The organism is Devosia sp. Leaf420 (assembly GCF_001425445.1).
In the GTDB taxonomy this organism is placed as follows: Bacteria; Pseudomonadota; Alphaproteobacteria; order Rhizobiales; family Devosiaceae; genus Devosia.
Genome location: NZ_LMQU01000004.1, coordinates 24,911 through 51,487 on the forward strand (window position 1 = coordinate 24,911; position 26,577 = coordinate 51,487).

30 protein-coding genes are annotated in these 26,577 nt (G+C 59.6%); 28 read left to right on the forward strand and 2 right to left on the reverse strand.

Annotated features, from left to right (window positions below; translation table 11 throughout):
• The first annotated feature begins 2 nt into the window (after nt 1-2).
• From ASG47_RS04065 to ASG47_RS04080, 4 genes are all read left to right on the forward strand, one after another.
• A complete protein-coding gene (locus ASG47_RS04065) occupies nt 3-266 on the forward strand; it encodes a DUF2312 domain-containing protein (protein WP_061907475.1) in 264 nt (87 codons plus the stop codon).
• Entirely contained in the window at nt 263-1,267 is a 1,005-nt protein-coding gene (locus tag ASG47_RS04070) for a helix-turn-helix domain-containing protein (RefSeq protein WP_061907476.1), read from the forward strand. Before ASG47_RS04065 ends, ASG47_RS04070 begins: the two co-directional genes overlap by 4 nt.
• Nucleotides 1,268-1,316: 49 nt before the next feature.
• A complete protein-coding gene (gene nusG, locus ASG47_RS04075) occupies nt 1,317-2,024 on the forward strand; it encodes a transcription termination/antitermination protein NusG (RefSeq protein ID WP_061907477.1) in 708 nt (235 codons plus the stop codon).
• Between the two features lie 498 nt (nt 2,025-2,522).
• Nucleotides 2,523-2,888, forward strand: coding sequence for a hypothetical protein (locus ASG47_RS04080; protein ID WP_061907478.1), 366 nt, complete (start codon nt 2,523-2,525; stop codon nt 2,886-2,888).
• Between the two features lie 172 nt (nt 2,889-3,060).
• Here the strand turns inward: ASG47_RS04080 and ASG47_RS04085 are convergent, their stop codons facing one another.
• On the reverse strand, nt 3,061-3,411 hold the full coding sequence (locus ASG47_RS04085; protein ID WP_061907479.1) for a hypothetical protein: 351 nt from the start codon (nt 3,409-3,411) through the stop codon (nt 3,061-3,063).
• A gap of 106 nt (nt 3,412-3,517) precedes the next feature.
• Here ASG47_RS04085 and ASG47_RS20815 point away from each other — a divergent pair, with 106 nt between their 5' ends.
• The 24 genes from ASG47_RS20815 to ASG47_RS04195 all read left to right on the forward strand — a co-directional run bounded on the left by ASG47_RS20815 (nt 3,518) and on the right by ASG47_RS04195 (nt 26,281).
• Nucleotides 3,518-4,126 (forward strand): hypothetical protein, encoded by a 609-nt coding sequence (locus tag ASG47_RS20815; RefSeq protein ID WP_162243212.1) that lies wholly within the window; start codon nt 3,518-3,520, stop codon nt 4,124-4,126.
• Nucleotides 4,116-6,233 (forward strand): phage terminase large subunit family protein, encoded by a 2,118-nt coding sequence (locus tag ASG47_RS04095; RefSeq protein WP_162243213.1) that lies wholly within the window; start codon nt 4,116-4,118, stop codon nt 6,231-6,233. The genes ASG47_RS20815 and ASG47_RS04095 overlap by 11 nt, the downstream gene beginning before the upstream one ends.
• Before the next feature lie 8 nt (nt 6,234-6,241).
• Nucleotides 6,242-6,481 carry a hypothetical protein gene (locus ASG47_RS04100; protein ID WP_061907482.1) on the forward strand — a complete coding sequence of 80 codons (240 nt, stop codon included), beginning with the start codon at nt 6,242-6,244 and terminating at the stop codon, nt 6,479-6,481.
• Entirely contained in the window at nt 6,478-8,094 is a 1,617-nt protein-coding gene (locus ASG47_RS04105) for a phage portal protein (protein ID WP_061907483.1), read from the forward strand. The genes ASG47_RS04100 and ASG47_RS04105 overlap by 4 nt, the downstream gene beginning before the upstream one ends.
• A 15-nt stretch (nt 8,095-8,109) precedes the next feature.
• Nucleotides 8,110-9,558 (forward strand): S49 family peptidase, encoded by a 1,449-nt coding sequence (locus ASG47_RS04110; RefSeq protein WP_061907484.1) that lies wholly within the window; start codon nt 8,110-8,112, stop codon nt 9,556-9,558.
• An 83-nt stretch (nt 9,559-9,641) separates the two neighbouring features.
• Nucleotides 9,642-10,325: a head decoration protein gene (locus ASG47_RS04115; protein WP_082511556.1), complete on the forward strand. Its 684-nt coding sequence runs from the start codon at nt 9,642-9,644 to the stop codon at nt 10,323-10,325.
• 62 nt (nt 10,326-10,387) lie between these two features.
• The gene (locus ASG47_RS04120) at nt 10,388-11,434 is read left to right on the forward strand and encodes a major capsid protein (RefSeq protein ID WP_061907486.1); all 1,047 of its coding nucleotides are present in this window, start codon (nt 10,388-10,390) and stop codon (nt 11,432-11,434) included.
• 64 nt (nt 11,435-11,498) lie between these two features.
• Nucleotides 11,499-11,669, forward strand: coding sequence for a hypothetical protein (locus tag ASG47_RS20540; protein WP_156463976.1), 171 nt, complete (start codon nt 11,499-11,501; stop codon nt 11,667-11,669).
• 2 nt (nt 11,670-11,671) lie between these two features.
• Nucleotides 11,672-11,992 (forward strand): hypothetical protein, encoded by a 321-nt coding sequence (locus ASG47_RS04125; protein WP_156463977.1) that lies wholly within the window; start codon nt 11,672-11,674, stop codon nt 11,990-11,992.
• Nucleotides 11,989-12,624: a DUF6441 family protein gene (locus ASG47_RS04130; protein WP_061907488.1), complete on the forward strand. Its 636-nt coding sequence runs from the start codon at nt 11,989-11,991 to the stop codon at nt 12,622-12,624. Before ASG47_RS04125 ends, ASG47_RS04130 begins: the two co-directional genes overlap by 4 nt.
• A complete protein-coding gene (locus tag ASG47_RS04135) occupies nt 12,621-13,049 on the forward strand; it encodes a hypothetical protein (RefSeq protein WP_061907489.1) in 429 nt (142 codons plus the stop codon). The genes ASG47_RS04130 and ASG47_RS04135 overlap by 4 nt, the downstream gene beginning before the upstream one ends.
• Before the next feature lie 26 nt (nt 13,050-13,075).
• Complete coding sequence (locus ASG47_RS04140; protein ID WP_061907490.1) at nt 13,076-14,062, forward strand: phage tail tube protein; 987 nt, start codon at nt 13,076-13,078, stop codon at nt 14,060-14,062.
• Entirely contained in the window at nt 14,062-14,490 is a 429-nt protein-coding gene (locus ASG47_RS20975; RefSeq protein ID WP_156463978.1) for a hypothetical protein, read from the forward strand. Before ASG47_RS04140 ends, ASG47_RS20975 begins: the two co-directional genes overlap by 1 nt.
• A 200-nt stretch (nt 14,491-14,690) precedes the next feature.
• Nucleotides 14,691-14,840 (forward strand): hypothetical protein, encoded by a 150-nt coding sequence (locus ASG47_RS20545; RefSeq protein WP_156463979.1) that lies wholly within the window; start codon nt 14,691-14,693, stop codon nt 14,838-14,840.
• Nucleotides 14,827-17,016 (forward strand): phage tail tape measure C-terminal domain-containing protein, encoded by a 2,190-nt coding sequence (locus ASG47_RS04150; RefSeq protein WP_061907492.1) that lies wholly within the window; start codon nt 14,827-14,829, stop codon nt 17,014-17,016. The genes ASG47_RS20545 and ASG47_RS04150 overlap by 14 nt, the downstream gene beginning before the upstream one ends.
• Before the next feature lie 44 nt (nt 17,017-17,060).
• A complete protein-coding gene (locus ASG47_RS04155) occupies nt 17,061-17,636 on the forward strand; it encodes a hypothetical protein (protein WP_156463980.1) in 576 nt (191 codons plus the stop codon).
• Nucleotides 17,633-18,235, forward strand: coding sequence for a hypothetical protein (locus ASG47_RS04160; protein ID WP_061907494.1), 603 nt, complete (start codon nt 17,633-17,635; stop codon nt 18,233-18,235). The genes ASG47_RS04155 and ASG47_RS04160 overlap by 4 nt, the downstream gene beginning before the upstream one ends.
• A 15-nt stretch (nt 18,236-18,250) precedes the next feature.
• Entirely contained in the window at nt 18,251-18,712 is a 462-nt protein-coding gene (locus tag ASG47_RS04165) for a DUF6950 family protein (protein WP_061907495.1), read from the forward strand.
• A gap of 3 nt (nt 18,713-18,715) precedes the next feature.
• A complete protein-coding gene (locus tag ASG47_RS04170) occupies nt 18,716-21,646 on the forward strand; it encodes a hypothetical protein (protein WP_061907496.1) in 2,931 nt (976 codons plus the stop codon).
• Nucleotides 21,643-22,068 carry a hypothetical protein gene (locus ASG47_RS04175; protein ID WP_061907497.1) on the forward strand — a complete coding sequence of 142 codons (426 nt, stop codon included), beginning with the start codon at nt 21,643-21,645 and terminating at the stop codon, nt 22,066-22,068. The genes ASG47_RS04170 and ASG47_RS04175 overlap by 4 nt, the downstream gene beginning before the upstream one ends.
• On the forward strand, nt 22,065-25,067 hold the full coding sequence (locus ASG47_RS04180) for a hypothetical protein (protein ID WP_061907498.1): 3,003 nt from the start codon (nt 22,065-22,067) through the stop codon (nt 25,065-25,067). Before ASG47_RS04175 ends, ASG47_RS04180 begins: the two co-directional genes overlap by 4 nt.
• A gap of 113 nt (nt 25,068-25,180) precedes the next feature.
• On the forward strand, nt 25,181-25,405 hold the full coding sequence (locus ASG47_RS04185) for a hypothetical protein (protein WP_061907499.1): 225 nt from the start codon (nt 25,181-25,183) through the stop codon (nt 25,403-25,405).
• Nucleotides 25,392-25,868, forward strand: coding sequence for a lysozyme (locus ASG47_RS04190; protein ID WP_244487036.1), 477 nt, complete (start codon nt 25,392-25,394; stop codon nt 25,866-25,868). Before ASG47_RS04185 ends, ASG47_RS04190 begins: the two co-directional genes overlap by 14 nt.
• Nucleotides 25,868-26,281: a hypothetical protein gene (locus ASG47_RS04195; RefSeq protein WP_061907500.1), complete on the forward strand. Its 414-nt coding sequence runs from the start codon at nt 25,868-25,870 to the stop codon at nt 26,279-26,281. The genes ASG47_RS04190 and ASG47_RS04195 overlap by 1 nt, the downstream gene beginning before the upstream one ends.
• Nucleotides 26,282-26,487: 206 nt before the next feature.
• Here ASG47_RS04195 and ASG47_RS20550 read toward each other — a convergent pair.
• On the reverse strand, nt 26,488-26,577 hold a 90-nt coding region (locus ASG47_RS20550; RefSeq protein ID WP_156463981.1), incomplete at its 5' end, for a transposase domain-containing protein.

Consider the following 26,577-nt stretch of genomic DNA (forward strand, 5'->3'; position numbering starts at 1 on the left):
CCATGGCAGTAGAAGACGGGGTAGCGCAGGACCAACTGCGCGCCATCATCGAGCGCATCGAGCGGATGGAAGAGGAAAAGGCGGCAATCGCGGCCGATATCAAAGAGATTTATGCCGAGGCCAAGGGCAACGGCTTTGACACCAAGATCCTGCGCAAGGTCGTGACCATCCGCAAGCAGGACGCCAACGAGCGCGCCGAGCAGGAGGCTCTGCTTGAGCTCTATATGTCGGCGCTTGGGATGATCAAGGGCGGCTCGGACGAATGAGCTACGTAGCTGCCTATTGGGCTGCCAAGCAGCGTGGCATTGGACCCTATGGCAGGGTTTTGCTGCAGCAGCTGGCGGACCGGCATAATGTTGATCTCGGGTGTTTTCCGCACCAGAAGACGCTCGCGCGCGATTGCGAATTTTCCCGCTCGACGATCAACGAGCAACTGAAAAAACTCGAACAGGCGGGCCTGATCAAGCGTGTCACCAGCCGCCACCCGGTCACGAACCGGCAGGAGCCGACCCGCTATTATCTCCAATTCGAAGAAGGTTTTGCCGATATCGTCGGCGCTGAAACGGCTGAAGCGTCGGAGCAGGACGATGATGAAAGCCGTGTCCGGGAGCCGGACACGGACCCAGACGACACCCGTGTCCGGGAGCCGGACACGGCTTTTGACGCGAGCCGTGTCCGCGCCACAGGCGAAGCCGAGTCCGGCTCAGACGCAGAGCCGTGTCCGCCTGCGCGGACTCGTAATAGTAGCTTAACCGGAAAGATAACCGGAAATGGAACCGGGAAACGCGCAGAGCGCGCGGATCGCGCTTCGCTGTTCAAATCGATCTGGAAGATGTTCCCGCTTCGGCCCGGTAGCTCGGAAGACGAGACCTGGGAGCTTTTCAAAAAGCTCGATGAGGTTGACCTACCTGCCATCGAGAAGGCCGTCGAGCGCTACGATCAGTTTTTCCGAGAGCGCGCTGCCGGCAAGGGCGAGACCTATCAGGACGCCTGCAATTTCGCGCCGTATCTGATCACCTGGCTGCGCAAACGGCAGTGGCTTGAAGCGAAGACTTGGCCTGTGAGCGCTAAGCTCGGAACCGAAGCCGCTGCGGTGATGGCCGGGAAGGTCACGATCAACAAATGGCGTCAGTACGATCTGTTTCTTGCGTGTGAGCAGGTGCTTGGCCGCTCAGTGCCAGTCGGGAAAACCGGCAGCTGGTCATTTGATGAGGCGGTTGTCGAGGAAGCCAACAAGAGGCTGGGGAGTGGGTCGGGGCCGCCTTAGCCGTGTGCCCTTCACCATCATCCCACTCAGCCCAGAGCAAGCAAGACCTATGACTTCGATTCGACACCAAGACCGCGTTGCTCGCCTTCGGGCTGGAGCTTTCACCAAGCAGGAGCGCGAGGCGATCGGCCTGCCAGCGCGCCCCGTGCGCCGGCATAATGAGCCACCAGCCTTTCCGGCCGATCCCGGTGCATATGTGTGGTTTGCCCTGACGACGACGCCGCAGAGAGAGGCCAAGGCGGTGCTGGAATTGGCGCGTGCCGGGTTTGTGGCGTTTAATCCGACAGAGGTGGTTATGGTCCGCTCATCCCGCATCGTCAAATTCAAACGCAAAGAGCGGGAAAGGGCTTTGCTAACGGGCCTAGTGCTCGTCGGATTTCCCGGTGTTCTGACTGAACGTCGCCGCGGCAATGTCTTGGTCAACGCCTTTCATGCAGACGTACCATGGCTGCGCGTCTTGAACCAGACGAATGTCGTTGGCGTGGTGGGTATGGCCAGCGGACCAGTACCAGTACCGCTGGAGAACGTGATGTCGGTGCGGCTGCAGCATCGGCGGAAGGGCGGCACACGCAACTGGTCTGCTGCTGTCGGCGACGTGGTTGAAGTCACCTGGGGTGCTTGGAGCGGGAAGAAGGGCGAGATCGTCGAGTTGGTGGATGGGGCTGCAAAGCTCAAACTCTTTGGAGTGACCGGACTGCTAGAGAACCTGACGCAGCCACTGTCCGTGCCAGAACCTTGGGTGAGGGGCCTTGGTTGAGAGACGATGCTTTTGACTCTTTCTGCGAATCGGCATCATCGTGCTTTCGACCACTGCGGTTGACCAGCGCTTCGGCGCTAAGACAGTTGGGACCCATCGAGGCAGACCCACTAACCGCAACTGGACCCGCGCCCTCAACGAGGGCCTGATATGGGTGATGCTCCTATTGTACCCAAAATGCTTTATTGCCCGCGATGCTCACTGCATTGGCGGGCATTGTGTTAAATGCGTCTGGCACTCAAGTATCTGACTGAAATGTGACTGTAGATCTCAGTCAGACATGGCAGCCAGAACTGCGCCTGGGTTGACCCGCAAGTCTCAGTGCTCATTATGGCCCCGTTCAAGTCGATAAGGGGGCCAATGGTGAAGAAGCATATTCTCACAGTAACACTCGCAAGTTTGCTCGTGATGAGCGCGCATGCGCAGGAGCAGACGGAAAACCGGCGTTGGACTTTGCAGTCATCGCTGACAACGGGGGCAGAAGAGCGGGTTAGTTGTATGCTCGTTTTTCCCACCGAAGAGGGCAAGCCTCAGCTGCGCATCTCCATGGCCAATCAGCGTGATCCTGCGCGTATGACCTTCGAACTGCGCGGCGTGGGCGCCCTAGCCGAGAAGGATCAAGGCAAAGTCGCGGACGTTGCGCTGACCATCGGGTCGCGCACTGTCGAGGAAGGACTTGAAGCCACTTGGCGGGAATCCAACGAGGGTCGCATATCCTTCCGGACGACCGAGCCTGGAGGCGCGCTGCTGGAGCCCATCGCACGGTCTCTGACCATGACGGTGAAAGCCGGCGAAACCACCTATGAATATGATCTGGCTGGCTCGCGCCGTGCGATCACTGAACTGCGCAAGTGCCTAAGGTAAGCCCATGAACATGACTATGAAAGTCGCGCTTCTCGCGCTGGTCTTAGCAATGGGGTCTGCATCCGTTGGCGCTGCTCAAGCTCAGGAAGCACTATGCTCATCTCCTGGCTCGATGGCATTCAATGGATTGGCAGAACGTAGAGCGGATATCGTACCGAGTGTGCACAAGCAGTTAGCTGGGCTCGGCAGGCTTGCCGCCGTCAGTAACTGCTCCGTGGTCATTACGTGCGCAGGTGATCCGGTAAACGGCAAAGACGCTAACAGTATCCGCAATCGCCAATGTTCGGCTGCCCGCCAAGCGCTCGCAATGTTTCAAAGCAGTCGGGATGCTCGGCGCAAGTTGACGGATAGCTACGAAATCCAGCGCGTATCCGCTGGCAAGGGCGTTGCCGCTGGCCAAGTGGTCGTGACGCTCAAGTAGCCTGCAACCTTGGTGCAGGTGGGTGTGATCCCGCCACTGCCATTTTTCCATGCCCGCGATGCTGATGCATTCGCGGGCATTTTTGTATTCACCAAAGGCCAACGGGTCCTTCCCCCTGTCCTGCAGTCATGCGGGGCGGCAAGGCGCGTGTGTTCGGTAGTTTCTCCAAATTTCCGCAGGGTTGACAGGGTTTACGAGGTTTACGGCTGTGAGCGACATGGTTGACGCCTTGGATGACACGCTCTGGGTGTCGCTCGCTGAGGCAGGGCGCAGCCAGAACCCGCCAGTGTCGCGCGCGGCGGTGAGCAAGCGGGTCAAGAAGCTGGTAGAGGCAGGACGGCTCGTCACCCGCAAGGGGCCGATGGGCTCGACGCTTGTGCATCTGCCTGCGTATCTCCGCGCGGTGAGTGATGAAACCGATCCCGCGCAGGACCTTCGCAATGGCCGATCGACGGCGCCTGCCGCGATCGAGGAGTCAGAAGACGAACCGACAGCGCCCCTGACGGGCGACCCGAACTATCACAAGTCGCGCGCTCGACGCGAAGCGATCAATGCCGAGACGGCCCGCCTCGACCTTGAAGAGCGGTTGGGTTTGCTGGTGCTGCGGGAAGATGTCGATCTCCGCACCACAGAGATATTCCGAAAATTCAGAGACCGGCTAATGGGCATGCCGGCAACTCTATCGGATGTTCTTGCGGCCAAACCGGATGCTGCGGCCATTCGAACGGAATTGGACGATCAGTTCCGGCTCATGCTTGAGGCGCTGGCAAAATCGCTCGACGCCATGGCGGAGGCGAAGGAGGAAGATGACGACTGACCTTCAGAAGGCCAGCGACGCCAGGATCCGAGCAAACGGTCGAAGCATCTACCGTGCCGCTGCAGCCGGGCTGATGCCTGACCCACGAGAAAAAGTCTCTGACTGGGCGCAACAGTATCGCGTCGTGCCGGATATGGGTTCGCTTCCAGGTCCATGGAAAAATCATGTAGCGCCGGAGCTCGTCGAAATCATGGATTGCCTGTCGCCGGATCATCCGAGTGAGCAGGTGGTGCTAATCAAGCCATCGCAATCGGGTGGTTCGGCCGTCGCCGAAAACTGGATCGGCTACATCATGCACCGAACACCAGGTCCGGCGATGTATGTCGGTCCAACAGTGAAGGGTGCCAAAGATTGGATACAGGAGAAACTGGGGCCAACCATCAATGCCACTCCGGTTTTGGCACCGCACAAAGGCGGTGCTGTAGCTCCCGCGAAGTCAAGATCGGGAGAAGGCACGACCTCAGAACGCATCCGCTTTAAGGGCGGCTTCCTGCTCCTTGCCGGCGCCAATTCGGCAGCGACGCTGCGCCAGCACTCGATCCGCTTCATGGTGCGCGATGACCGTTCTGCCTGGACGGACAATGCCGACAACGAGGGCGATCCGAAGGATTTGTCGGATGCGCGCCTCAAGACTTTTCGAGTTTATGGGCTCGCCAAGGTGTTCGATGTCTCGTCGCCCAAGTTCAAGGATGCCGATATCGATGCGGAATACCAAAAGGGCGACCGTCGCCACTACTACATGGCCTGCCTCGGCTGCGGCGCCGCCAATGACTGGGAGTTCGAAGATCTGGTGCACAACGATGTTGCGCCGTTCCGCTCGCATCTGATCTGTCCGCTTTGCCAGCACGAGCACTTTGAGGCGGACAAGAAAGCCATGAAGGCTGGTGGCTGCTGGGTGCCGACAGCGCCGGATCTCGACGGGGTGCTACCGCCAAAGTCCATCCGCAAAGAAGAAATTGACGACTGGCGGCGGCGCCGTGTCGGGCCGGGAAATATCGTCAGCTTCTCGATGACCGGCGTCACGAACACGTTCGAGCGCTGGGATAATCTCGTAGCCCGCAGCCTGGCTGCAGGTGATGATCCGGTCAAGCTGCAACCGTTCGAGAATTCCGATCTCGGCCGCCCGTACGAACCAAAGAGCGAGGGTCCATCATGGGAAGTGCTTTCGGCGCGTCGCGAAATGGATTGGGCGCGCGGCAATGCACCTGCAGGGGTGCTCTACACGACCTTCACGGTCGACGTGCAAGGTGATGGGCTCTACTGGTCATCAATCGGCTGGGGGCCAAACAAAGAATGCTGGCACCTCGACCATGGGTTTATCGCCGGAACGAGCGACGTCCCGCACGAAGGTGCATGGCCAAAGCTCGATATGGTGGTGGAGCGTGGCGTTGCCTTTGGTCCGGCGCGCATTGCGCCTGACATGATCGCGGTCGATAGCGGCTACAACTCCGACGCGGTCTACAGCTGGGTCAAACGGCGTCACAATGCCATTGCGATCAAGGGTAGCGACGGCTGGACAAAGCTACCGATTTACGGCGCTGAGGCGGCTGAAATCCGCAAGCATGGACTTTCTGCCGGCAAGGCGAAGCGGCACGGCATGAAAGTCTGGATGGTCGGTACCTACGGCATCAAGGCGGCGCTGATGATCTACCTCTCAAGAGGTATGACTGAGGGGCAGAACGGGGCGCTGCCCAGCGGCTACCAGCACTTCCCAGGAGATACCGAAGAGGACTATTTCCGGCACCTGGTGTCGGAGTTCGTCACGACAATCGAAGATCAGGGCGAAAAGAAGCGCGTTTGGAAGAAGCGCGGCGAAAATCACTGGCTCGACTGCGCCGTCTATGGCTGGGCGCTGACTCATTATGTGGGGCTATGGAACTGGTCGGACGAGCAATGGGCAGAACGGGCGAAGCTCCTAACGGATATGCTCGCCGCGACCGATCCTGATCTCTTCGGCGGTCGCTTCGTGGGCGCCGTCACTGCTCCACCGGTCGCAAACCGGGATGTCGAGGCGGAAAATCCGCCAGAAGGGCCAGCGGTGACGCTGCCCAAGACAAAAGCTAGCCGGAATGAGGGGCTCGACGCTCTCGCCATGCTCAATCGATAGGGTCTGACATGCATATGACGCTCGAAGAAGTCGATGCGCAGCTTTCGGCGCTCTACGCGGCCCGTGCCCGACGTCTTACCGATGGGGTGCGGACCAAAATTGGCTATTCCAACGGTTCGGTTGAGAAGTCCGTGGCTTCACTCGAAGAAATCGGCATGGAAATCGCCCGCTTGGAGGTCATTCGCGGCCGCCTCGCAGGGACGGGTAGTTCCGGACCAATCCGCATCGGGTTTGGAGACCGGATGTGAGCGCCAAGCCAGTTTATCGCGTAAGCGCTGGCGATACCGTTGGCGCCAGCGCGCGCGCCGTTGCGCGTGGTGGCATGCCGCGCACCAGCTACGTTGCCGGTGACCAGGGCCATCCTTCGATGAGTGGCTGGATGCCGCCGTTGCAGTCTGCCGACACTGCGTGGCTGCGCGACAAGAATATTTCTAACGCTCGTATCCGCGACATGCAGCGGAACGAGGGCTGGATTACCTCCGGCATCGACCGTCAGGTCGATATGCTGGTCGGCGGGATGATGCGGCTCAATTCCAAGCCGGATGGAGAGGCGCTAGGGATCACGCCGAAGCAGGCGCACCAGCTCGGTCGCGCGATCCAGTCCGTCTTTCGCTCCTGGGCTGAAGATCCGGTGTTCCGCAACGATGCGGAGCGGCATTTGCCGTTCGCCGGGCAAATGGGGCTGATGGCGCGTGAGTTCTGCGCCATGGGTGAGAGTATCGCCATCAATCGGTGGATTGATCGTCCGGGATGGGGCTTTCGTACGGCGGTACAGGTGGTCGAGTCGGACCGCCTGTCGAACCCGAATGGTATGCCGGATACCGAACAGCTTCGGGCCGGGGTTGAGAAGGATGGAGACAACGCCGCGATTGCCTACCATTTCCGGCGGAAACATCCGGGCGACACTCTCGGTGTCAGTGGCGATGGTTTCCGCTGGGAACGCGTCGAGCGCTGGGATCATATCGGCGCCTGGGAGCGGCCCAAGGTGCTGCATGTTTTCGACAAGCGCGAACCGGGGCAGACCCGCGGCGTCTCGAAGCTGGTTGCGGTCCTCTCAAAGATGCGGATGCTGTCGCGCTATTCGGAAAGCGAAGTCCGAACTGCGGCAATCAATGCCACTATCGTCGGCTCGCTCTATACCCAGCTCGGCGCCGAATATGCTGCCGACCGTCTTGGCAGCGATCCGACGCCCGGTAATGACTGGAATGCTTTCAACCAACAGCGCGCCGACTTTTATGGCAATCGCAACGTGCTCGATGAAGCGCGTTTCCTGACGCTGTTTCCAACGGATCGGCTCGACCTCAACACGCAGCCGCGTCAGACGGCCGGCTATCCGGCATTTCAGCGGGCGTTTCTGCAGGCTTTCGCCGCTGCCATTGGCATTAGCTATGAGCAGTTGTCGATGGACTGGAGTCAGACGAACTATTCGTCGGCGCGCGCTGCGCTCAACGAAGTGTGGCGTGGCGTTGCACGGTTGCGGCAGGTGCTGATCTGGGGCGCTGCGACACCTATCTTCGCGGCGGTCCTGGAAGATGCTCTCGATGCTGACATGATCGAGATCCCAAAGGGCTGTGCCGATTTTTACGACGCGCCGGCTGCCTGGCTGCGGTGTGAGTGGATCGGACCGGGCCGCGGCTTCATCGATCCCGTCAAGGAAGCGCAAGCGTCTGGCATGCGCCAGGACGGCATGATCTCGACGCTCGAAAAAGAAGCGGCCGAGCAGGGCGGTGATTGGGAAATGATCATCGAACAGATTGCCGCCGAGCGCGCAGAGATGGCGCGCCTGGGCCTGACGCGTGGGGATGTCGATCTCGCCGTGCAACCGCGCACCGATCAAGACGATCGCCGGCCGAACCAGTAGTCAAAGGACATCGATATGACCGATCTCGATCTGGCTCTGCGCACGCCGGGGCGCATCCTGCTGCTCAAGAGGGGGGAAGCACAGGCACTCCTCGACCGTGCACTGGAAGGACGGCAAGCCCGGTCCGGCAACTGGCTGACCAATCTTATGGGTGGGCGAAAGGCGGCTCGTGAAGATGGCGAGGCTGTCGCCGAAGCCTTGGCGATGCCCGTTATTCGGTGGGCCTCGGCAGTTGAGTATTGCGATGGCTATGCCCTCGTCGATGGTGTCGCCATTGTCGACATCAGCGGCGTCATGACGCCCGAAGGCTATTATGACTGGTGGGCGGAAGCTTGGGTTCCCGGCTACGCACAGATCGGGGAAGCCCTAGCTGCGGCGCGCGGCGATGGCCGGGTACGCGCCATTTTCCTGCGGGTCAACTCGCCGGGTGGTCTTGTTGATGGCTGTTTCGACCTCGCCGACGCAATCCGTGCAGAGAACGGCGCCTCTGGGGGAAAGCCAGTCTGGGCTTACGCCAAAGTGGCGTGCTCCGCTGCCTATGCCCTTCCATCAGGCTGTGACCGCATCTGGGCTGCCTCAGAATCTGACGTCGGGTCGATTGGGGTAGTCATCACTCATGTCGATAGTTCGGCAATGTTAGCCGAGTGGGGTCTCAAGGTCGAAGCGATCGAGAGCGCGCCGCACAAAACCGATGGCGCGAGCTGGAAGCCTTTGACCGAAGACGCGCGTGCGCATCTCCAGGCTGTCGTCGATCAAGTCGCAAAGCGGTTTGTGTCCGTCGTGAGCCAAGGGCGCGGGATGAGCGAAGACGCCATCCGTGCCCAAGAGGCCCGCTGGTATTTGGCCCAACATGACGATCCCAACCTTTCTGGCCTCGCTCTCGGTCTAGTCGATGAGATCGGGTCTGAACGCGCTGCATTCGCAGCGCTCCTTGCCTCCCTCACTGACACTCCCGAACCAACCATGGAGATAGAAATGGCCCTCAAAGACCAGGTCGCCGCCTTGCGCGCCAAGGCATCGGCTGGCGATGCCGGTGCAACCGCAGAGCTGAAGGCCCTCGGCATTCCCGTTTCGGCCGAAAAGGCGGACGACGAAGGCGACGGTGACGAAACCGAATCCAATTCTGACGATGCGGACGACGAAGACGAGGATGAAGAAGACGGAGAACCCAAAGCCAGCGCGACCGGCACCAAGGCCGGTTTTGCCCTTGTGGGTTCGAAGGCGGCAAAGGGTCGTGAAGCGCTTGCTGCCAAGCTCGGTGAAAAGGTCGCGAGTGCCGGCATGACGTATGGCGAGGCGATGGGCATGCTTGGCGCAGCGCCGAAAGCGTCGAACCTCTCTGCTGCCATGGCGGGCCGCGACCGCAATATCGGCGGCAGCGACGCCAATGCGGAGAAGTCAGGCTCTGGCCTCCTCGCGGCTGTCGATCGCCGCACTGCCAAACATGGTGGCAAGTCCAAGTAGCATCTGACCCCATCAACCCTCGACAACGCCGCCCCTCCTCGGGCGGCGCTGTCGTTTCTGCACCCCTTTAATCGGAGGCCATTATGGTCAAGAGAACTTTCTCAATGGGCAGCCCTAAGGTGATGACGGCCGTTGTCAAATGGGAAGTCGAAGAGAACTATTGCCGTGAATCGGCAACGCTGCTTGCCGGCTCGGGTGGCAATTCCCGCTTTGTCGAAATTGGCACCATTCTCGGTGTCGCGGGCATGGGTACGGTGACGGCACTGGCGCTGGCCGGTAACAGCGGCAACGGGGCAATCACCCTCGCCAATCCTGCAATTTCGGCTGCCGCTAGTGTTGGCGACTATCAAGCCATCTGCATCGAGCCGGCTGCCAATGGCGGCACCTTTGAAGTTTTCGATCACAGCGGCGTCTCGGTTGGAACGGCTTTTGTTGGCACGGCCTTCAATGGCCCAGTCAGGTTCACTATCGCGGATGGCGCTGTCGACTTCGTCGCTGGCGATGCCTTCGCAATCAAGGTGCCGGCTGGCTCCAAGGTCAAGGAATGGGACCCGACCGCGACGGACGGTAGTGCCGAAATTGCCGGTGTCGCCATCAACAAGGGCTTTGCACCGTCCGGAGCCGATGGCGGCGTGCTGATGGAAGCCCGTGGTCCGGCCATTCTCGATCTCGACGGTATCGCCTGGCCTGCCGGCGCGACCACCGACCAGAAAGCTGCAGCAATCGCGGCGCTCGCCAAGAAACACATCATCGTTCGCGCCCTCTAGGCGCGGCTACCCTTCGACGGCGGTGAGCCGTCCCTTCCAAAACTCAGTAGGAGACGGCGGCAATGGACCCCGAAGAATTCAACTTCCTTTATACCTCGACGAGCCTCACCGAAGCGGTCAACCGCATCCCGAACACCTATGGCCTGCTCAATGCCATGGGCATGTTCAACACCGAGGGCACTGCCTCGATCCTCGTCGAAGTGCGGATCGAAAACGGAATCGTCCGGGTTCTCAGCGCCCAGGAGCGCGGCGGTCCTGGCATCGAGAACAAGCGGGAAAAGGGCAACTCGCTGATCTTCAAGATCCCGCACTTCCCGCAGATGGACCTGATCACGCCGCAGGACATCCAGAACATGATTGCCCTCGTCAACCGCACCAAGCGGCCGGCAACCATGGACGACGAGGTTGCCAAGCGCCTCGACCAGCTGCGCACCAATCATGCGATCACGCGCGAGTTCGTGCGCGTCGGCGCGCTCAAGGGCGTCATCATCGATGGCGACGGGACCGAACTTTACAATCTCTTCGACGAGTTCGACATCACCAAGAAGACGGTGGACTTTGCGCTTGGCTCGGTTGGCACTGACATCATGGGCAAATGCGAAGAAGTGCATGACCATGTGGTCGCCAACCTCAAGGGCGAGGTTTCTGACGGTGTCGAAGTGATGGTGTCCGGCTCGTTCTTCAGCCGGTTGGTCAATCACGCCAAGGTCGAAAAGTTCTATCTTCAGGCCGAACAGGCCATGCAGCTCACCCGCTTCGAGCGTGATCGCCTTGGGGGCAACTGGGGCCGTGTCTTCGAGTTCGGCAATATCCGTTTCCGCGAAAACAAGACGACCTTTCCCCTCAAGATCGGCACTGACGTCGTCAGCACTGCCGCCATCGAAAGCGGCAAGGGCCATGCCTATCCGAGCGGGACGCGCGACACCTTCAAGACCTGGGACGCGCCGGCTGACACGATTACGGCGGTCAACTCGGCGCCGGACGACGAGATCTTCATCTCCTCCAAGGTGCTCGACCATGGCAAGGGCGTCGAGCTTTGGTCCGAGAGCAACACGCTCTCGATCTGCAAGCGGCCGGAAACTCTGGTCGAAGTCTTCACCTCGAACTGATCCCCACCCCGACAACAATCAGGCCAGCACGATGTGCCGGTCTTTCATTTTCAAGAGGTCAATCATGACGACCAAGAAATCCGCCCCGAAGGAAACGCGCTCGATCGTGCTACTCGAAACCATCGACGATATCGGCGAAAGCGGCAACCTGCAGAAGATCGATCCTTCTGAGGCTGAAGCGCTCGTGGGCGAGAAGAAGGCCCGCTGGGCCACAAAGGCCGACTTCGGTCTCTGATCATGCGGAAGGATCTAGTGGCCGAAGTGCTCTCCGCCGCTGAAGATGAGTTGTTCGAGGACGTGCTTTATACGCCCAAGGGCGGTTCGGCGGTCCTTATCGAAAAGGCTATCTTCGGTGTCGAAAAAGCGGTCGAGCGGTTTGAAAGCTTTGGCCACAAGGTCCGAACTGCAACGCACACGACGCTTGCCCTCAGGGCCGAGTTCCCGCTCCTCGCTAAGGGCGATCAGATTAGCGACGGCATTGTCTATGAGGTTCTCGATTGGGAGCCTGATGGCGACGGGCGCTTCGAAATTCGTATCAGTCTCAAGGTTGTATCATGAGGCTAGGCGCCGCGCTGACCGGCAATCTTGAAACGTTCATGGCCGTCGAGCTGGAAAATGGCGCCAAGGCTGTCACCAGTGGCACGCATAAGGCCCTAAACGATCTCAAGATGCGGCTGCGACAGCAGACCTTGAACGCTTTCGGCTCGCAGGGTTTGGCAAACACTTGGCGTAGCCATGCCTTCCCCAAAACTGGGGCTAGTCTCGGCGCTGCTGGCGTGCTGGTGTCAAAGGCGCCGCATATCATCGACAGTTTCGACGCGGCGACGGTCATTCGCAGCAAGGATGGTTTCTTCCTCGCGATCCCTTCGCCCGATTGCCCGAAAGGCTCGAAATTCGAACCGATTACGCCATCTAATTTTCCAGAGGATCGCTTCGGGCGACTTCGATTTGTCTATCGGCCCGGCAAGACGTCGCTGCTTGTGGTGGATGGCGTGAAGCGCACGTCGGCAGGTCGAGTGGGTCGCCAAATGGCTCGCAATAAGGCGGGCGGATTTAAGCAGGGCGCCGTTTCAGTCGTGATGTTCTTCCTCGTGCCCTATGTGCGGATGAAGAAGGCCTTCAATCTTGCTCAGGACTACGACCGCGCTGCTGCAGAGATGGTGCGCAACATTCTGGAGGCCTGGGAGTGACGACAAAGCGCGAACAAATCCTGGCGGCACTATTCGATTATCTGACAAGCGCCATGCCTATGGCGAAGGTGCTGCGAAACCCAGCACTGTCTGACCTGATAGATGGCAAGGCGATGGGCTTGCTCGACGGTGGGATTGAACTCGTCGAAGAGTTCATCAATGGCTCGATCTACGAATGGACCATGATTCCAACAATCTCGATCGTGTTTGAGAAGGTCGAGGATGACGTTGACGGGAAAGTCGATGCGCAGATCGACTTGCTGGACATCGTTATTGCCGCGGCTGGCGATCTCAACGGGCTGGTGACGCGCATCGAAGTGCGTGCGGCTGAATTGGCCGTGCAGGAGATTTGGGGCTCTGCCGACATCAAGGGCGCCAGCCTGCCTATCGAAATCGATTACTGGTCCGACCGGCCGGTCGGCTGACACCATACACATTGCAGGAGACTTTTATGGCCAAAGCACGCGCTTCCGGCGCCGATGCCGTACACCTCATCGCCAAGGAAACGACATATGGCACGCCTCCAGACGGCTCCGCGGGTGGTGTCTATCGTCGCATGCCGCTGCGGTCGATGACGCTTGGCAAGGATCAGCCGTTAGAAGACGATCCGACCTGGAACCGTGGAATTGCGGACGATGGTGACCCGTCGTTAGGCGCGGCGACCGTGGCCGGCGACTTGGTGGCGCCGATGGATGTGCGCGGAATTGGTTTCTTACTGACCATGGTGCTCGGCGCCCCGACCACAGTTGCGGATGGCGGCGGCAGGTACACGCATACCTGGAAGTCTGGCAAGGAACTGTTCTCGTACGCTGCCCAGGTCGGTCACCCCAAGCTGTCGACACCTAAGTGGCGTACCCATTCCGGCATCAAAGCGGGGGGAATCCAATTTCCGATGGCGCGCAATGGCCGCGCTTTGGTGACAGTGCCACTCATCGCGCAACAGGAAATCAAAGACACGGGCGGCACGCCGCAGCGCGACGCCAGCCCGCTGATTTATCCCTACCTGCCGTTCGACAATGCGCTTGGGTCGATCAAGGTGGGTGGCAGCCAGCTTGGCAGTGTTACGGCCGGTCAGTGCAACTTCCTCAATAATCTCGAAGCGGTCGACGAAATTCGCCCCGACATGGCAATTGCTGGCGTCGATGAGCAGAACCGCAGTGGCAACGGCTCGGCAACGGTGCGCTTCGGCTCTGACAGCACGCTCGATGACCTGGCAGACAACAAACTGCCAGCGGCGCTTGAGTTTGCATTCAGTCTAGCCTCGCAGCCGACCTGGGGCCTCAAGTATCAATTTCCGCGCACCTTCTGGCCCACGACGAAGAAGCCGATTGATGGGCCTGGCGGCATTGCGGCAACGCTGAATTGGCGGGCTGCATACGATAGTGTCGCCGGCTATTTGCTCGGCGTCGTGCTGATCAACGATGTGCCGAGCTATTGATGACTATCCGGCTCGGAAAGTTGAAGGAAGCGCGCTGGATACCCTTACGCGGTAAGGCACAACTTTACTGCGCGCCAATAAATACGACGCTTGTTTACGCGGCTCGAGCGGCGGCAGGGCAGTTGCTTGTTGAGATGATCGCTGGTGGCATAGCCATGACAAAAGCCGGGGCGTCGGTCGAAGGGATGCCTGATCTCAACGACCTCGTGGCCGTGGAGGCAACGCGACAGTCGCTATTTCTTGTTTGCCTCGCCGAAATGGTCGCCAGCGATTGGCGAGGCATTTTCGGACCCGAGGCTGATGATGGCGAGGTTGCATTCGATCCCGCCCATGTCGCCAGTTTGTTCACCGACCCAGAGGTCGCTGACAGTTTTTCGCGCTTCTACCTCAGCGGCCATACCGAAGTGGTTGCAGAGGGAAACGTCTAACGGCCCTTGCCAACTGGAATTTCGGCAAGGGCCGTGGACGCGACTATTGCGATGGCTGTCGTGCCAGTTCCGCGTCTTGCGCGACCACGCAGCCGCAGGATTGCGCCTATCACAAGCATGCACCCAAGACGATCGAGGGGGCCACCATCTGGGGGCTTTTTCAGGAGGAAGCCTGGCGCGTTCGTGTGGCGGGCATGGGGATGATCGTCGGCGTCGAGCTTGAAGCGGCAAGGCGCCGCTGCGCGCATGCCGGGATCGATGACGAATTGACCGAAGTGTTGCTCGGTGCCTGCGAACGCGGCGCTGTATCCGCGTGGAACGAAAAGGAGGAGCCCGGTGGAGAAGACTAAGGAAGTCGGCATCCGCCTTTCCGTCAAGGACAAGGAACTCGTCGAGCGAGCATTGCGTGAGGTTGGCCAAGAGGGCTCGGCTGCCTTCAAGAAAATCCAGGGCAGTGTAGAGCCCGCATCGGTATCGATCCGTGCGCTGAACGCGGCCATGGCGACCTCCAATCAGCATCTATCCCGCATGTCTGGTGCCGCTTTTTTCTCTGAAATGGCCCGTGGCGCTGCGGCAGCTATCCTTCCAGCACTTGGCCTCTCGGCCGCGCTGCAAGGGGCTCGCGATGCGCTTGACCGGTTTGGACAGATTGCGGACGACGCGAATACTGCCGGCGTCACCACGGATTTTCTCCAGGAGATGGGCTACGCCGCAGAAATGGCGGGGGTGAGCTATGACGAGCTGTCATCGGCTCTTGTCTCCTTCAATCGCAATGCTGGTCTTGCCGAAGCGGGCAAGGGCCGCATGGTCGCCCAGCTCAAGGCCCTCAATCCCGAACTCCTCAGCAGCATTATGCTGGCGACCACCCAGCAAGAGCGGTTTCGGTTAGTCGCTGACGCGATCTCCAAAACTGAGGGCGCTAGCGAAAAGGCAGCGCTTGCTACGGTGCTTTTTGGCGACGCTGGCGCAAAGATGGTCGAGGTCTTCAAAGGCGGCACCGCAGCGCTCGACGAGACCGCGAACTCGGCGCGCGAGCTTGGCCTGGTTGTCGATAGCGAACTTATTCAGCGCGCCGAACAGATGGGCGATGAGTTTGAGACGGCGTCAAAGGTCTTGGACCTGCAGTTCAAGCAAATCCTTGTCGAGTTAGCGCCGCTGATTACCGGAACCGCGCAGGCCATCATCGGGATTGCTCAGGCCGTGCGTGACGTTTGGTCAGCCGTACAGGAGGCGCCTGGCTGGCAGAATATGGAGGCGCAGACCGCGCCGCTTGGCCAGAGGTCCGAGAAGATCATCCGGGAGCAACTGGAGCGACGCTACGCAGCACTTGCCAAGGCGCAATCAAACCCCGGTGGTGCCGGATTGTTTGGCACTGGGCTTGGTGCCAATCAAGCCATCAAGGATTTGGAAGCGCAGATCGCTGAGCGCGAGGCAGAGCTGAAGCGCCGTCAGGATCCGACGCAGTTTGACGTCAATGGCGTCTTTGCCATGCTCGGCAACACACCTCAGCCGCGCATCTTCGCGCCGGTTGCCAGTGACGGAACCGGCGTCGGGGCCGGGGGCGGCAGCCCTGATGCTGACGCTAAAAAGGCAATCCGCGAGGCAGAGCAACTGATCAAACGCGTCCAGGCCGCCGGAGAAGAATACGCGTTGACTCTCGCGCGCCTCAACGAACTGCAAGCCAGCGGCCAGATCAGCCAGGACACCTACAACAAAGCTGTTGCTGGCGCAGCGATCGAGCTTGCCGATGCGGCAAAAACCACCACCGAATATGCGACGGCCCAAAATGCTCTCGCCATGGCCCTGCAGCAGGGCGTTATTTCAGAGCTAGACTACACCACGGCTGTCGAAGAGATGACCATGCGGCGCCTCAAGGCGTCTAACGATTGGATCGATGGCGTCCAGTTGGGTTTGCTTCGCATCGGTAGCCGCAGCAAAAACCTTGGCGATGACATCGCCGATAGCCTCGTCAGCGGTGTCGATCGCTTCGAGGATGCCTGGATAAGCGCGCTCGAAACCGGCGAATTCAAATGGCAGGATTTTGCCAAACAGATCCTGATCGATATCGCACGCATGGCATCGCGCAATCTCGTCACTGGGCCGATCAGTAATTTTCTAGGCGGCATCTTTGGCGGCGGCGGCCTGTTCGGGGGTGGAGGACTAAAGCTTGGCTACCAAGCGGGTGTCGGACACACGGGCGCGACAATCGGCGCTGCGTCGGTGTCGCGCACAGTGCCGATGGACATCTTTCACAATGTCCCACGCCATCACACCGGAACAGACTTCCTCAAGCCCGGCGAAGTGCCGTTCATCGGAATGGAAGGCGAGGAAATCGGATGGCCGGCGCAACTGCGCCGTAAATATGGGGGCGGAACGTCAATTTCGCTGGCGCCGGTCTACAACATTGATGGCTCTGGGCTGTCTCAAGAGCAGCTGCTTCAGGTGCTCGAACAGAACAATAAATCGCTGCTCGGCCAAGTCGTGCCAACGGTGCGGAAGGCTATGAGTCAGGGGCAATTCGGATGATGTTTCCAACCGGTCTCTCCCGTCTCAGGCTGTTCCCAAATTGGGTGATCAATGACGCCCGAGAGAATAGCGGCTTCACGTGGCAGACCGAAGATGAAGATCCCTATTGGCTCGGCGATGCGTCGACCAAGAAGCTGAGTTCGGTCCTGCTTGCAGATTGGGAAGGCTTCGTTGCAGAAGCGATCGGCAAAACGCTGGTCATCGACGTTGTTGATCCAGTGTTCTTCATGCCATCAGCCTACCGCGCAGCGGCGGCACTGCCGGGCGGATGGAATGGAACCGCTAGCGTCGATAACGTGGAAAATGCGTGGGCGCCCCGTGCCGATGGACTGCCGGCTGGTCTCATGCTTCGGCGGGGTGATCGCGTCGGTCTAGTCCAGAGTGGCTACAAAACCTGCCACATCGTCACCAAACCGATCAACGCAGCGACAGCCACTAACCAGGTCATCGAAATCTCGCCGCCGCTGCTACCAAACCTGTTCGGTGTCGGCGCTCAGATGGTGTTTCTTGATCCGGTCGTGCGCATGCACATCGTGCCGGGCAGCTGGTCGGCCCCTCGCGTGCCCAATCAGGACACAATAGCCAGTTTCCAACTCAAAGAAGCGGCGGCACAATCATGACGGTCTATCGAGAGCGGGCCGCGATCCGTTTCGATCTGCCGAGTGGCCAGTTTGGGTTTGTTGCTGGCGTGCGTGGCAACATCGTATGGGACGGCGTGACCTTCATCGGCTCGGGCGCGCTAATCGAAGTCGAGAATCCCGGCGAAACGATCAATCTCGCGGCAGTCGATTTGACGCTGACGCTTGCCTCGCACCGCCGAATTAACAACACCTGGCATCAGCTGTTCGAACCAAGCTTGCTCAACAGCATCGAGGATGAGGTCTGGTTTCGGCGTCCGGCCATAGTTTATCGGTTCAAATTTGACGCGAACCGGCGCCTTACCAGCGTCGATCAACTGCTCCGACGTGAAATCTACAAAATCGAGCATCTGCGCTCCAAACGTGGCCGCACCATAAAGGCTACGCTGAGCTCACCTGCGGCCCTCGCGAAGGTCGTTGAAGCGAAGACACGGGGCGCTGAACTGCAGCGGCTTATCGATCCCAATGACCGCGGCTACGACCATATTGCGCGTGTCAGCACAGACCCCATCGTCTGGGGCCCGCAGAATGGCCCTGTTCAGGCGAACACCGGCCGAGGCCCGAGTTCGGGCGGCAGATAATTAAAGGACATTGCCATGAGCATTCTACAGCCGGCCCGACACTCGGGCTGGGAAGTTGCGTTTGTCGAAACGGTTTCGCGGCACCAAAACGAAACTTTCAAGTGGGGTGAATCCGACTGCCTCACGAGGGTGGCTGACCTGTCGCTTGCCATGACCGGCGTTGATCCCATGGACGATATCCGTGGCACCTACGACAGTGCTGCGGCCTCGGCGGGCGTTCTCAAAGACCGCGGCTATGACGATATTGAAGCCGCGCTGACGGCGCATTTCGAGCGCTACCAAGGCACGGCCAGCGCGCGCCGCGGGGACTGCGGCATCGTCATTACTGAAGCGGGCAAGCGCGAGGTGAAGGCGGCTGTTATCGTCATGGGTGACATGGTGCTCGGCTGTGCTTTGCCAAGCATGCCCGAGACGGACGCATCGGGGGCGATCTGGCTCCCTCGTGAGCGTCTTGTTGCCGCTTTCAGGATTGGCTGAGCCATGCCCGCGCTCGTTGCGGCAATAGGTCCCGTCGCTGGTCTTTTTGGTGGGAGCGGCTTCGGGGCGCTCCTGACCAATGCGCTAATTGGTGTCGCCATCAACGCCGCAGTTGGTGTGGCGATCGACTGGATTACGCCCGACGAGCCAGCCAATGAGAATGCTATAACGGGCGTCGAGCTGCAGTTTCGGGCCGGCGCCAAAGTCGCTCTCAGCGCGATCTTGGGTATGAAAGATACCCCCGGCCATCTCGCCTATCACAACAGCTACGGCAACGATAACGAGTACCTGCAGCTGCTGTTCATCGACGGCAACGGTGCTCACCACAGCATGACGGGCCTCCTCGTCGACAATGCGAGCACCGCACTCAGCGGCTCAAATGCAAATGTGCTGGGCTATGTGATCGAGAAGTTTCGCATCAACGGCAATGGCGCTGAAGATCCTGCGGGCCAACCCTATGGTTGGGTGAAGTTCTATACTGGGGATATCGGTCAGGCCGCTGATCCTGAACTCGTGGCCAGATCGAACCCAATCGGTCGTTGGACGAACCAGTGCACCATGACAGCAACGGCCTACCGTGTTGTGACGCTGCGCTATCACCCGACACTGTTCGGCGGCGGCCTACCAAATCTTCGGGCCATCTGGAAGGGTCTTAAGGTTTATGATCGCCGCAAGGACAGCAGTACAGCGGGCGGCGCCGGGCCGCATCGCTGGGGCCAGCCATCAACCTATGAGTGGTCGGAAAATGCTGCAATCTGTCAGGACAATTGGCGCCGCGGTATCTGGGTAAACGGCGTTCGCCTGTTGGGTCTCGGCGTCAGCGAATACGACTGCTATTACCCTGGCATTATATCAGCCGCCAATATCTGCGACGAGCAGGTGACCTATACCGACACCGGTGCTGTCTTACCGCGCTACTCCCTTGGCGTCGAAATCAAGGATGGCACCGACCCAATCTCCGTGATGCGGATTTTCGAAGCAGCCATGGGCGGCTATGGGGCCGAATATGGCGGCGCCTACACACCCCTGCCGGCGCAGACGATGGCTCCGGTTTTGACCCTGACCGACAAACATCGCGTCGCTGGCACCGATACCATCGAACAGACGCGCATGTCGCCGCTCGAAACCAAGACGGCTTTTCACGGGCAGTTTCTCAATCCAGTGCTCGGGTGGATTCCTGACGACTACGATGTTCGTTACAGCGCCGCAGCAGAGGTAGCTGAAGGCGGACGTCGCCTGGAGCCATTCGACGCCTCTTTTACCCGTCACCGAGAAACAGCCTCCATGCTCGCGGAGATCAAGGTGCGCCGTGATCGCTTCTCTGCAGTCGAAGTCTCGACATTTGGGCCGCGCGCAGCTGATCTTCGGCCTGGTCAGGTCATCACACGCCAGAATGAGCTGCTCGGCACCATTCCCATGATGGTGGTCGGAATCCAGCGGCAGCCAAAGAAGCAGTTCCAGCTTTCGCTTCGAGAATGGAACAACTCGATTGTGCCGTCTCCGACTGGCGGCTTCATGCCGCTGCCGGTCGATCCTATCGTTGTGCAGCCACCTTCACGCCTGACGCATCCGCTCGATTTCCTCGTCGTTGCTGCGCAGATGGAGGTCGGGGCTACGTCTATTCCGGTCATTCGGTGCACGTGGGCTGGGATCACCGACAGCACGGTGGCGGCGGTGCTGATCAAATATTGGCCCACTGCGAACCCTGCCGCTGTGCAATACCTGCGCGTTGACGGTCCAAAGGCAGGCTTCGCTGCTATCGATCAAGTGACGCCCCGCACAACATACCAAGTGCAGGCTACGGTGATCACCGACCCGGCTCGCGGCACGATGTGGACAAACCCGCAGACGGTCACAGTGGGGACGGTTCAATGGGACATCGCTGACCTCAACAACAATTTCAAACGCCTGATTGGCGTCTTGCCGGGTGACGGAAGCCTGATTGAGCGGTTCGAGGAGTTGCAGCAGCAGCTTGATGACCTGGCTGAAAGCATCCTGAAAACGGGCACTGTTGGTCGTGTAGAGCGCCGCACCCTTGAAGCCACACAAAACGAGAACCGGGCATATTTTGTCGAGCAGGTCGCGGTTGTGGTCGATACGACCCAAGCTGCTGTCGATCTTACGACGTTGCTCCTAGCCGAATTCGATGGAAATAACGCTGTGGCGGCCGAGCGAGTGGGCGTGGTTGCAAATGAGTTCTACAGCCAGGCCACCTATGCGCAGGAAGTAGCTGCTGAAGCTGGCGGCGTTACCGCATCAGCGTTCCGCACCGCCGTGGTTCGGGCCAGTTCTGTCAGCGGCTATACGATCGAAGTTGCGGACATTCTGCGCGGAAGCGTCGATGGTAAGGCCGTCGAGATGGGACGCTTGATGCTGCTCAATTCGGCAACCGGCCAGCGTGCAATCGTCGACAAGGCAAGCGAATATAGGTTGATCAGCGACGACGGCGGCACCCTCATAAACCCGTGGTCCGTCGTTGCCGGTGTCATTTACCTGACCGATGTTCGGATCACCGGTTCTCTGATTGTTGCGGAAACAATTACCACAAACCTCGTTCTCGCCAATGCGATGACGACATCGGCAGCCTTTTATCAGGGCTCCGAAATTGGACCGAACCAAACGTTAGTGTCCGGCAACATCAGCGTTGCCTATGGTTCCGTGAAGATCCTCTTCACCGGCTACCAGTGGCGGCCGCAGGAAAACGGCAGCAACTTTGGCGGCTACTCTTTGCGGGTGCTCCGGAATGGCAGCGTGATCAACACTCTGTCGCTCTATTACGATGATAACTTCGCAGGCGTCGTTTCTATCGCGGCTGTGGATACGCCGGGACCGGGTGTCCACACTTATAGCATCGACAGCGTCGTTGGCTGGGGACCGGGCCAATTTGCCTTCATCCCGGGTGGCGCGATGTTCTTGGATAACTTCAAAAGATGAACCAGCATTTCGGTGTTTTTGATGCCGAGAGCGGCGCTTTGTTGAGCGCCTTTTCGACAAACGATCTTCACCAGGTCGGCATCCAATCTCAGATGAACAGGCAGGTTGTGCTTGAAGGTGACTTCTCGCAAGGTCACTGGCGCATCGGCCCGGATGGATGGCCGGAAAGCTTCGAGCCGATCGTCGTTGTCACGGCCGACGAGGTCAAGGCTCTCGCCGCCCGGTTGCTGCGCGAGACCGATTGGCAGGTCACGCGGCATCGTGACGAAGTCGACGCAGCCCAGCCCACCTCGCTTACCGCCGAGGCCTACGCCGGGCTCCTCGATGCGCGGCAAGCCATTCGTGACGCGTCGAACCGCATTGAGGCCATGGACCCAATCCCGGCCGATTTCCGTAATCCCTCTTATTGGAGCGCCTCATGACCGTATATGCGGCAGGCACCGTCAGCGTCGAAACCGGGTCGAAGGTTGCTACCTTCAGCGGCGCCCTGGTGAGCGAGATCAATTTTCGCGTAGGCGATACGATGATCATCGATGGCGAAGTGCAGCATGGTGCCACGGTTGGCGTGCTGCTCGATGATAGCCACATCGAATTCGTTAATCCCTTTACCGGGCCAGCTGGCAACGGTCTGCCTTACGTCTCGACCCAGAACAGCCCCCGCTGGAACCAGCTCGGACCGCTCAACACCATGTTTGCCGAGCAGATGCGTCTCATCGGCGAGGGCATCCTTACCAAAGCCAACTATGCACTGCGCAGCGAGCTGTTTTCCGACCTGACATGGCCAGGCGATGCTCTGGGCAAAGTCTTCGCCGATACAGGAAGCTCTGCCGGCGTGCCTTACAAAGGGCTCTACAAAAAGACGGGGCCCGTTGGTGCTGGTTCATGGCAAAGAATTGGCGACCTTCCCGAGGCCGATGCAGCGGCGGCGGATGCCGCTGAGGCCGAACTTGCGAAACTTCAGTCCCAAGGCGCGCGTGATCTCAGCGTAGCGGCTAGGAATGTCTCGCAGCTGCAAGCAGGAATCGCTACCGAAAAGGCGGAAGATGCAAAGGCTGCCGCTGAAGCGTCTGGGACCAATGTGACGTTCTTCGACACCTACGCCCTCGCTACAGCGGGGCTAGCGGCCTTGCCTAGCGAGCGTATTGTTGAGGTGTTCAACGATGAAACTCGCGGTGGCGCGAGGACGCGCTACCGCAAGCAGGGCGCGGGTCTGACCTTCAAGACGGTGGCCGGAATGGACATCGATGACCGCGTTGCGCCCACTGTCGGTACATCGCCGGTCACCGTGCGGAGCGAGTTGGAAGAGGGAAAACTTCGCCCTAGACGTTTCAGCGCTGTGGCTGACAATGCAACCGACGTAACAGTAGCCTTTCAAGCCATGATTAACGCCGCAGTTTCACTGGCGTCGACGGCCGGCGACACTATGGGCGCAATGATGGTGGAGCCACCATCGGGCAAATACAAGCTGCTTGGAACCGTTGCCATTCCTCCCTGGGTCCATGTGGGCCCTCTCGGAAACGTTCTTCTTAACTGGTCGCAAGCGCCAACGAATGTTGTAGGCGTCCGCTCCAGCAACGCAGGCGCTCCGGCTGGCACCAGCCCCACGGCACCAGGCAATCGAGCGCCATTTTTAACCGGGGACCGCGGCGCCTTACAGCTGTTGGGTCCAGGTGCTGTCGGAACGTCGGTTGGCCTGGATTTGGGTCAGGCTGCAACCGGTCCTGATCGTGACGACTATCGCAACGTCAAGATTCGCGACGTCGTTTTGACAGCATGGGCAACCGCAGTGCTGATCAGGAAGATCGATACCCACCAGATGCTGCTTGAAGGCGTCAGGCTTGAGCAGTTTCTAAGGGGACTGCGGTTCGAGGAAGGTCTCGTCACCAATTCCGGCGAGCGCATGGCTTTTCAGAACATGGAGTTCGGCGCCGCACCTGACGGCTGGGCAATCGAGTGCAACGCCGACAGCTTCGACCTTTATTTTACGGTGGGGTCGGTAGATTTTGTCCGCAATGGCGCTCTGCTTATGGGTGGCAACTGCGCCTATCAGCGCATCAGCTTTGTCGACTATCACTTCGAGGGATCATGCGGCGATGCGCTGATCAAACGCGTCGGCGGTTCGCTTGCAAACAATGTCGTCGTTTGCGTGTCGCGATCGAAAATTCTGCCCACAACGTCGGAAAGTGCAGTGCCTGCTGGTGCTCGCGCCGATGGTCTGGCAACGCCTTACACAGCGCTCTTCAAAGGTGCTTTTAAGCTCACGTTGGAAGATGTGATCGTCAGCTACACCAAGCCATATCACCTGGCGACCCAAGGGCTGTTCATGTGTGATGAAAGCGTGGACATAGCTCGCATCTCAAACCTCCATTTCAACGCGTGGACCCAATTCCCAGCCAGAAAGATGATCGCCAATCGAAACAGCAATTTCGATCAGGCGACGGTTGGTGCGGACCTCATCGGCGTCGGTGTGCCAGGTTGGACTGTGAAGGGTTATAGCGGCGTGACGGGTGTCGTTGATGATACGCGTGCCTTCGCGCCATCGACGAAAAGCCTCAAGCTGACATCAACCTCTGCCAATGGCTTTCTCCGGCTGGAGAGCGACCCATTTCCAATGGATCGCCTCAAGCGTGTGCTCACCAAAATCGTCGCATGGGGCGGCACGTCGGTGGGCAACATGCAGATGTTGGCCACCGTGCGGTACTGGCGCCGTCGTCCGAGGGCAAGATTTTCCATCACTGCCATCACCAAAGGGACTACTTTGGTGACCGCTACCGCCGATGTTGCCCATGGGATGGAGGCTGGGGAGTTCGTATACCTCTTCGGTTTCAACCAGGCTGAATACAATCGGCGACAATTCATCGAAACGGTTCTGGCAGGCGTGGCTTCTGCAACGGTAACCTCTGGTGGATCGGGTTATAGCGTCGCGCCAACGGTGAGCTTCAGTGGTGGTGGCGGGGGCTCTGGAGCTGCTGCTACAGCGCAAATCTCTGGTGGCGTCGTGATTGGCATCACGATCACCAACCCAGGCAGCGGCTATGCTTCCAGCCCCGTTATCACGCTCTCCGGAGGTGACGGCAGCGGCGCTGCGGCTTCGGCTGTTCTCTCCCGTCCAACACAGTTCACCTTCCGGATAGCCAGCTCAACGCCAGCGCCGACCGGGTCGCCCCAGGCACGGGCGGAGGAATTGGAGTTTCTGGGGGCCGGCGCACAGACCGGAAGCAGCTTTAAAGTGCTCTATGACGATTCAGATCAGCCAAATCACACGGGCAACCGGCTTTACTGGTGTCGCAGCCGAAACGACCCCTATGCGCTGGACGCACCGGCCGGAACTGAACTGGCTTCGATCGAGCTTGAAGCCGGGCAGCTCGGCGTCGGTGATGCAATCAACCTTGGAGAATATATGGCCGGGGTGATTGGGTAGTCGCTCATAGTCTGGCGCTTCCGCATACGCCATTTATTCAACCGGTGGAGTCGGACTCTCCATCAAAATAACGCCCTCGTCGGCGCGAACTTTCGAACATAGGAGTTTAACCTTTGAAACTGACCGCCAATTGGCGGGCAGTGATGGCGCACGCGTGGAGCGTGCGGCTGATGCTGCTTGCTGCCTTACTGTCCGGCTTGGAGGTGGCGCTGCCCCTCATGCACGGCTTCTTCCCTCTCGATCCCGGCGTGTTCGCCCTGCTGTCGTTTCTCGCGACGGTAGGCGCCTTCATTGCGCGCTTTGTTGCACAGAAAGGAATATCCGATGGCAACGCGTAGCCGTCTCAAAATTGGCGCCGCCCTGATGGCCTCGGCAATCGCGCTCGTCGGTGGCTGGGAGGGGCTACGCGCCGTCGCTTACCCCGACCGATTGGCGAATGGCATTCCCACCGTTTGCTTTGGCGAGACGCGTGGCGTGAAGCTCGGCGACAGCTACACTGTTTCACAATGTCAAGTGATGCTCGGCAACGCCTTGGTTGAATTTGAGGCGGGCATGCGGAAGTGCCTCGCTACGCCGGACGCCGTGCCGGACAAGCCCTATGTCGCCTTCCTCTCTCTGTCCTATAATATTGGCACCGGTGCGTTTTGCGGCTCCACCGTTGCGCGTAAGGCCAATGCCGGTGACTTTCGTGGCGCATGCAACGCTATTCCCATGTGGAACCGAGCGGGAGGCAAAGTTGTGCCTGGCCTTATCAATCGCCGGGCCGACGAACAGCGCTTTTGCCTCGAAGGCGTACGGTGATGCTCAATCCCACTCATCTGGGCCTTATGGCGGCGGCCCTCTCCGCTGCCATCGTTTCTGGGCCCATCGGCTGGTTTAGCCGTGGCCTGATCTTCGAACATATCGAGCGGCCCACGATCGTCCAGGCTGCGACCGACAAAGCAAATGATGCGGCGACAATCCGCGTCATTGATGCCGCGAGGCGTGCGGAAGATGCCGAACGCGAGCGGCAGCAGAGGGCCAGCGCCGAAGCCCTCCGCATCTATCGCGAAGCTTTAGCCAATAGCGAGAGGGCGGCCCTAGAGGCCCAGACCCGGCTCGATCAGGAGATTGCCACCTATGAAGCCGAACTCGCCACTGAAGGCCGCTCTTGCGTGCTTACTGACACTGACATTGATTGGCTGTACGGCAGGGTCTCAGCGTCAGCAAATTGATGCCGGGGTGCGCCTCGGCATTGCAGCAGCGCAGGTAACTCTTGGACCGCAGCCCGCGGAATGCGCAATCGACACGCCGCATGCCTCGCTTCTCGCGGGGCAGGAAGCGGCAATCGCTCTTCGTCGCGAGCGTGCCCAACTTGATGTGGCCAATGCCTCTAAGCGGCGGTGCTACGAGTTCCATGGTAAGCGCGTAGGCGAGGCCGTTAGGGCTTGAAGTTCCATGGCATGAGGTCTGGGATTTGGCTGTTTGGCCAGCCGCCTGCGATGCGTTCGAGCGTGTCGGCGAGCCAGGC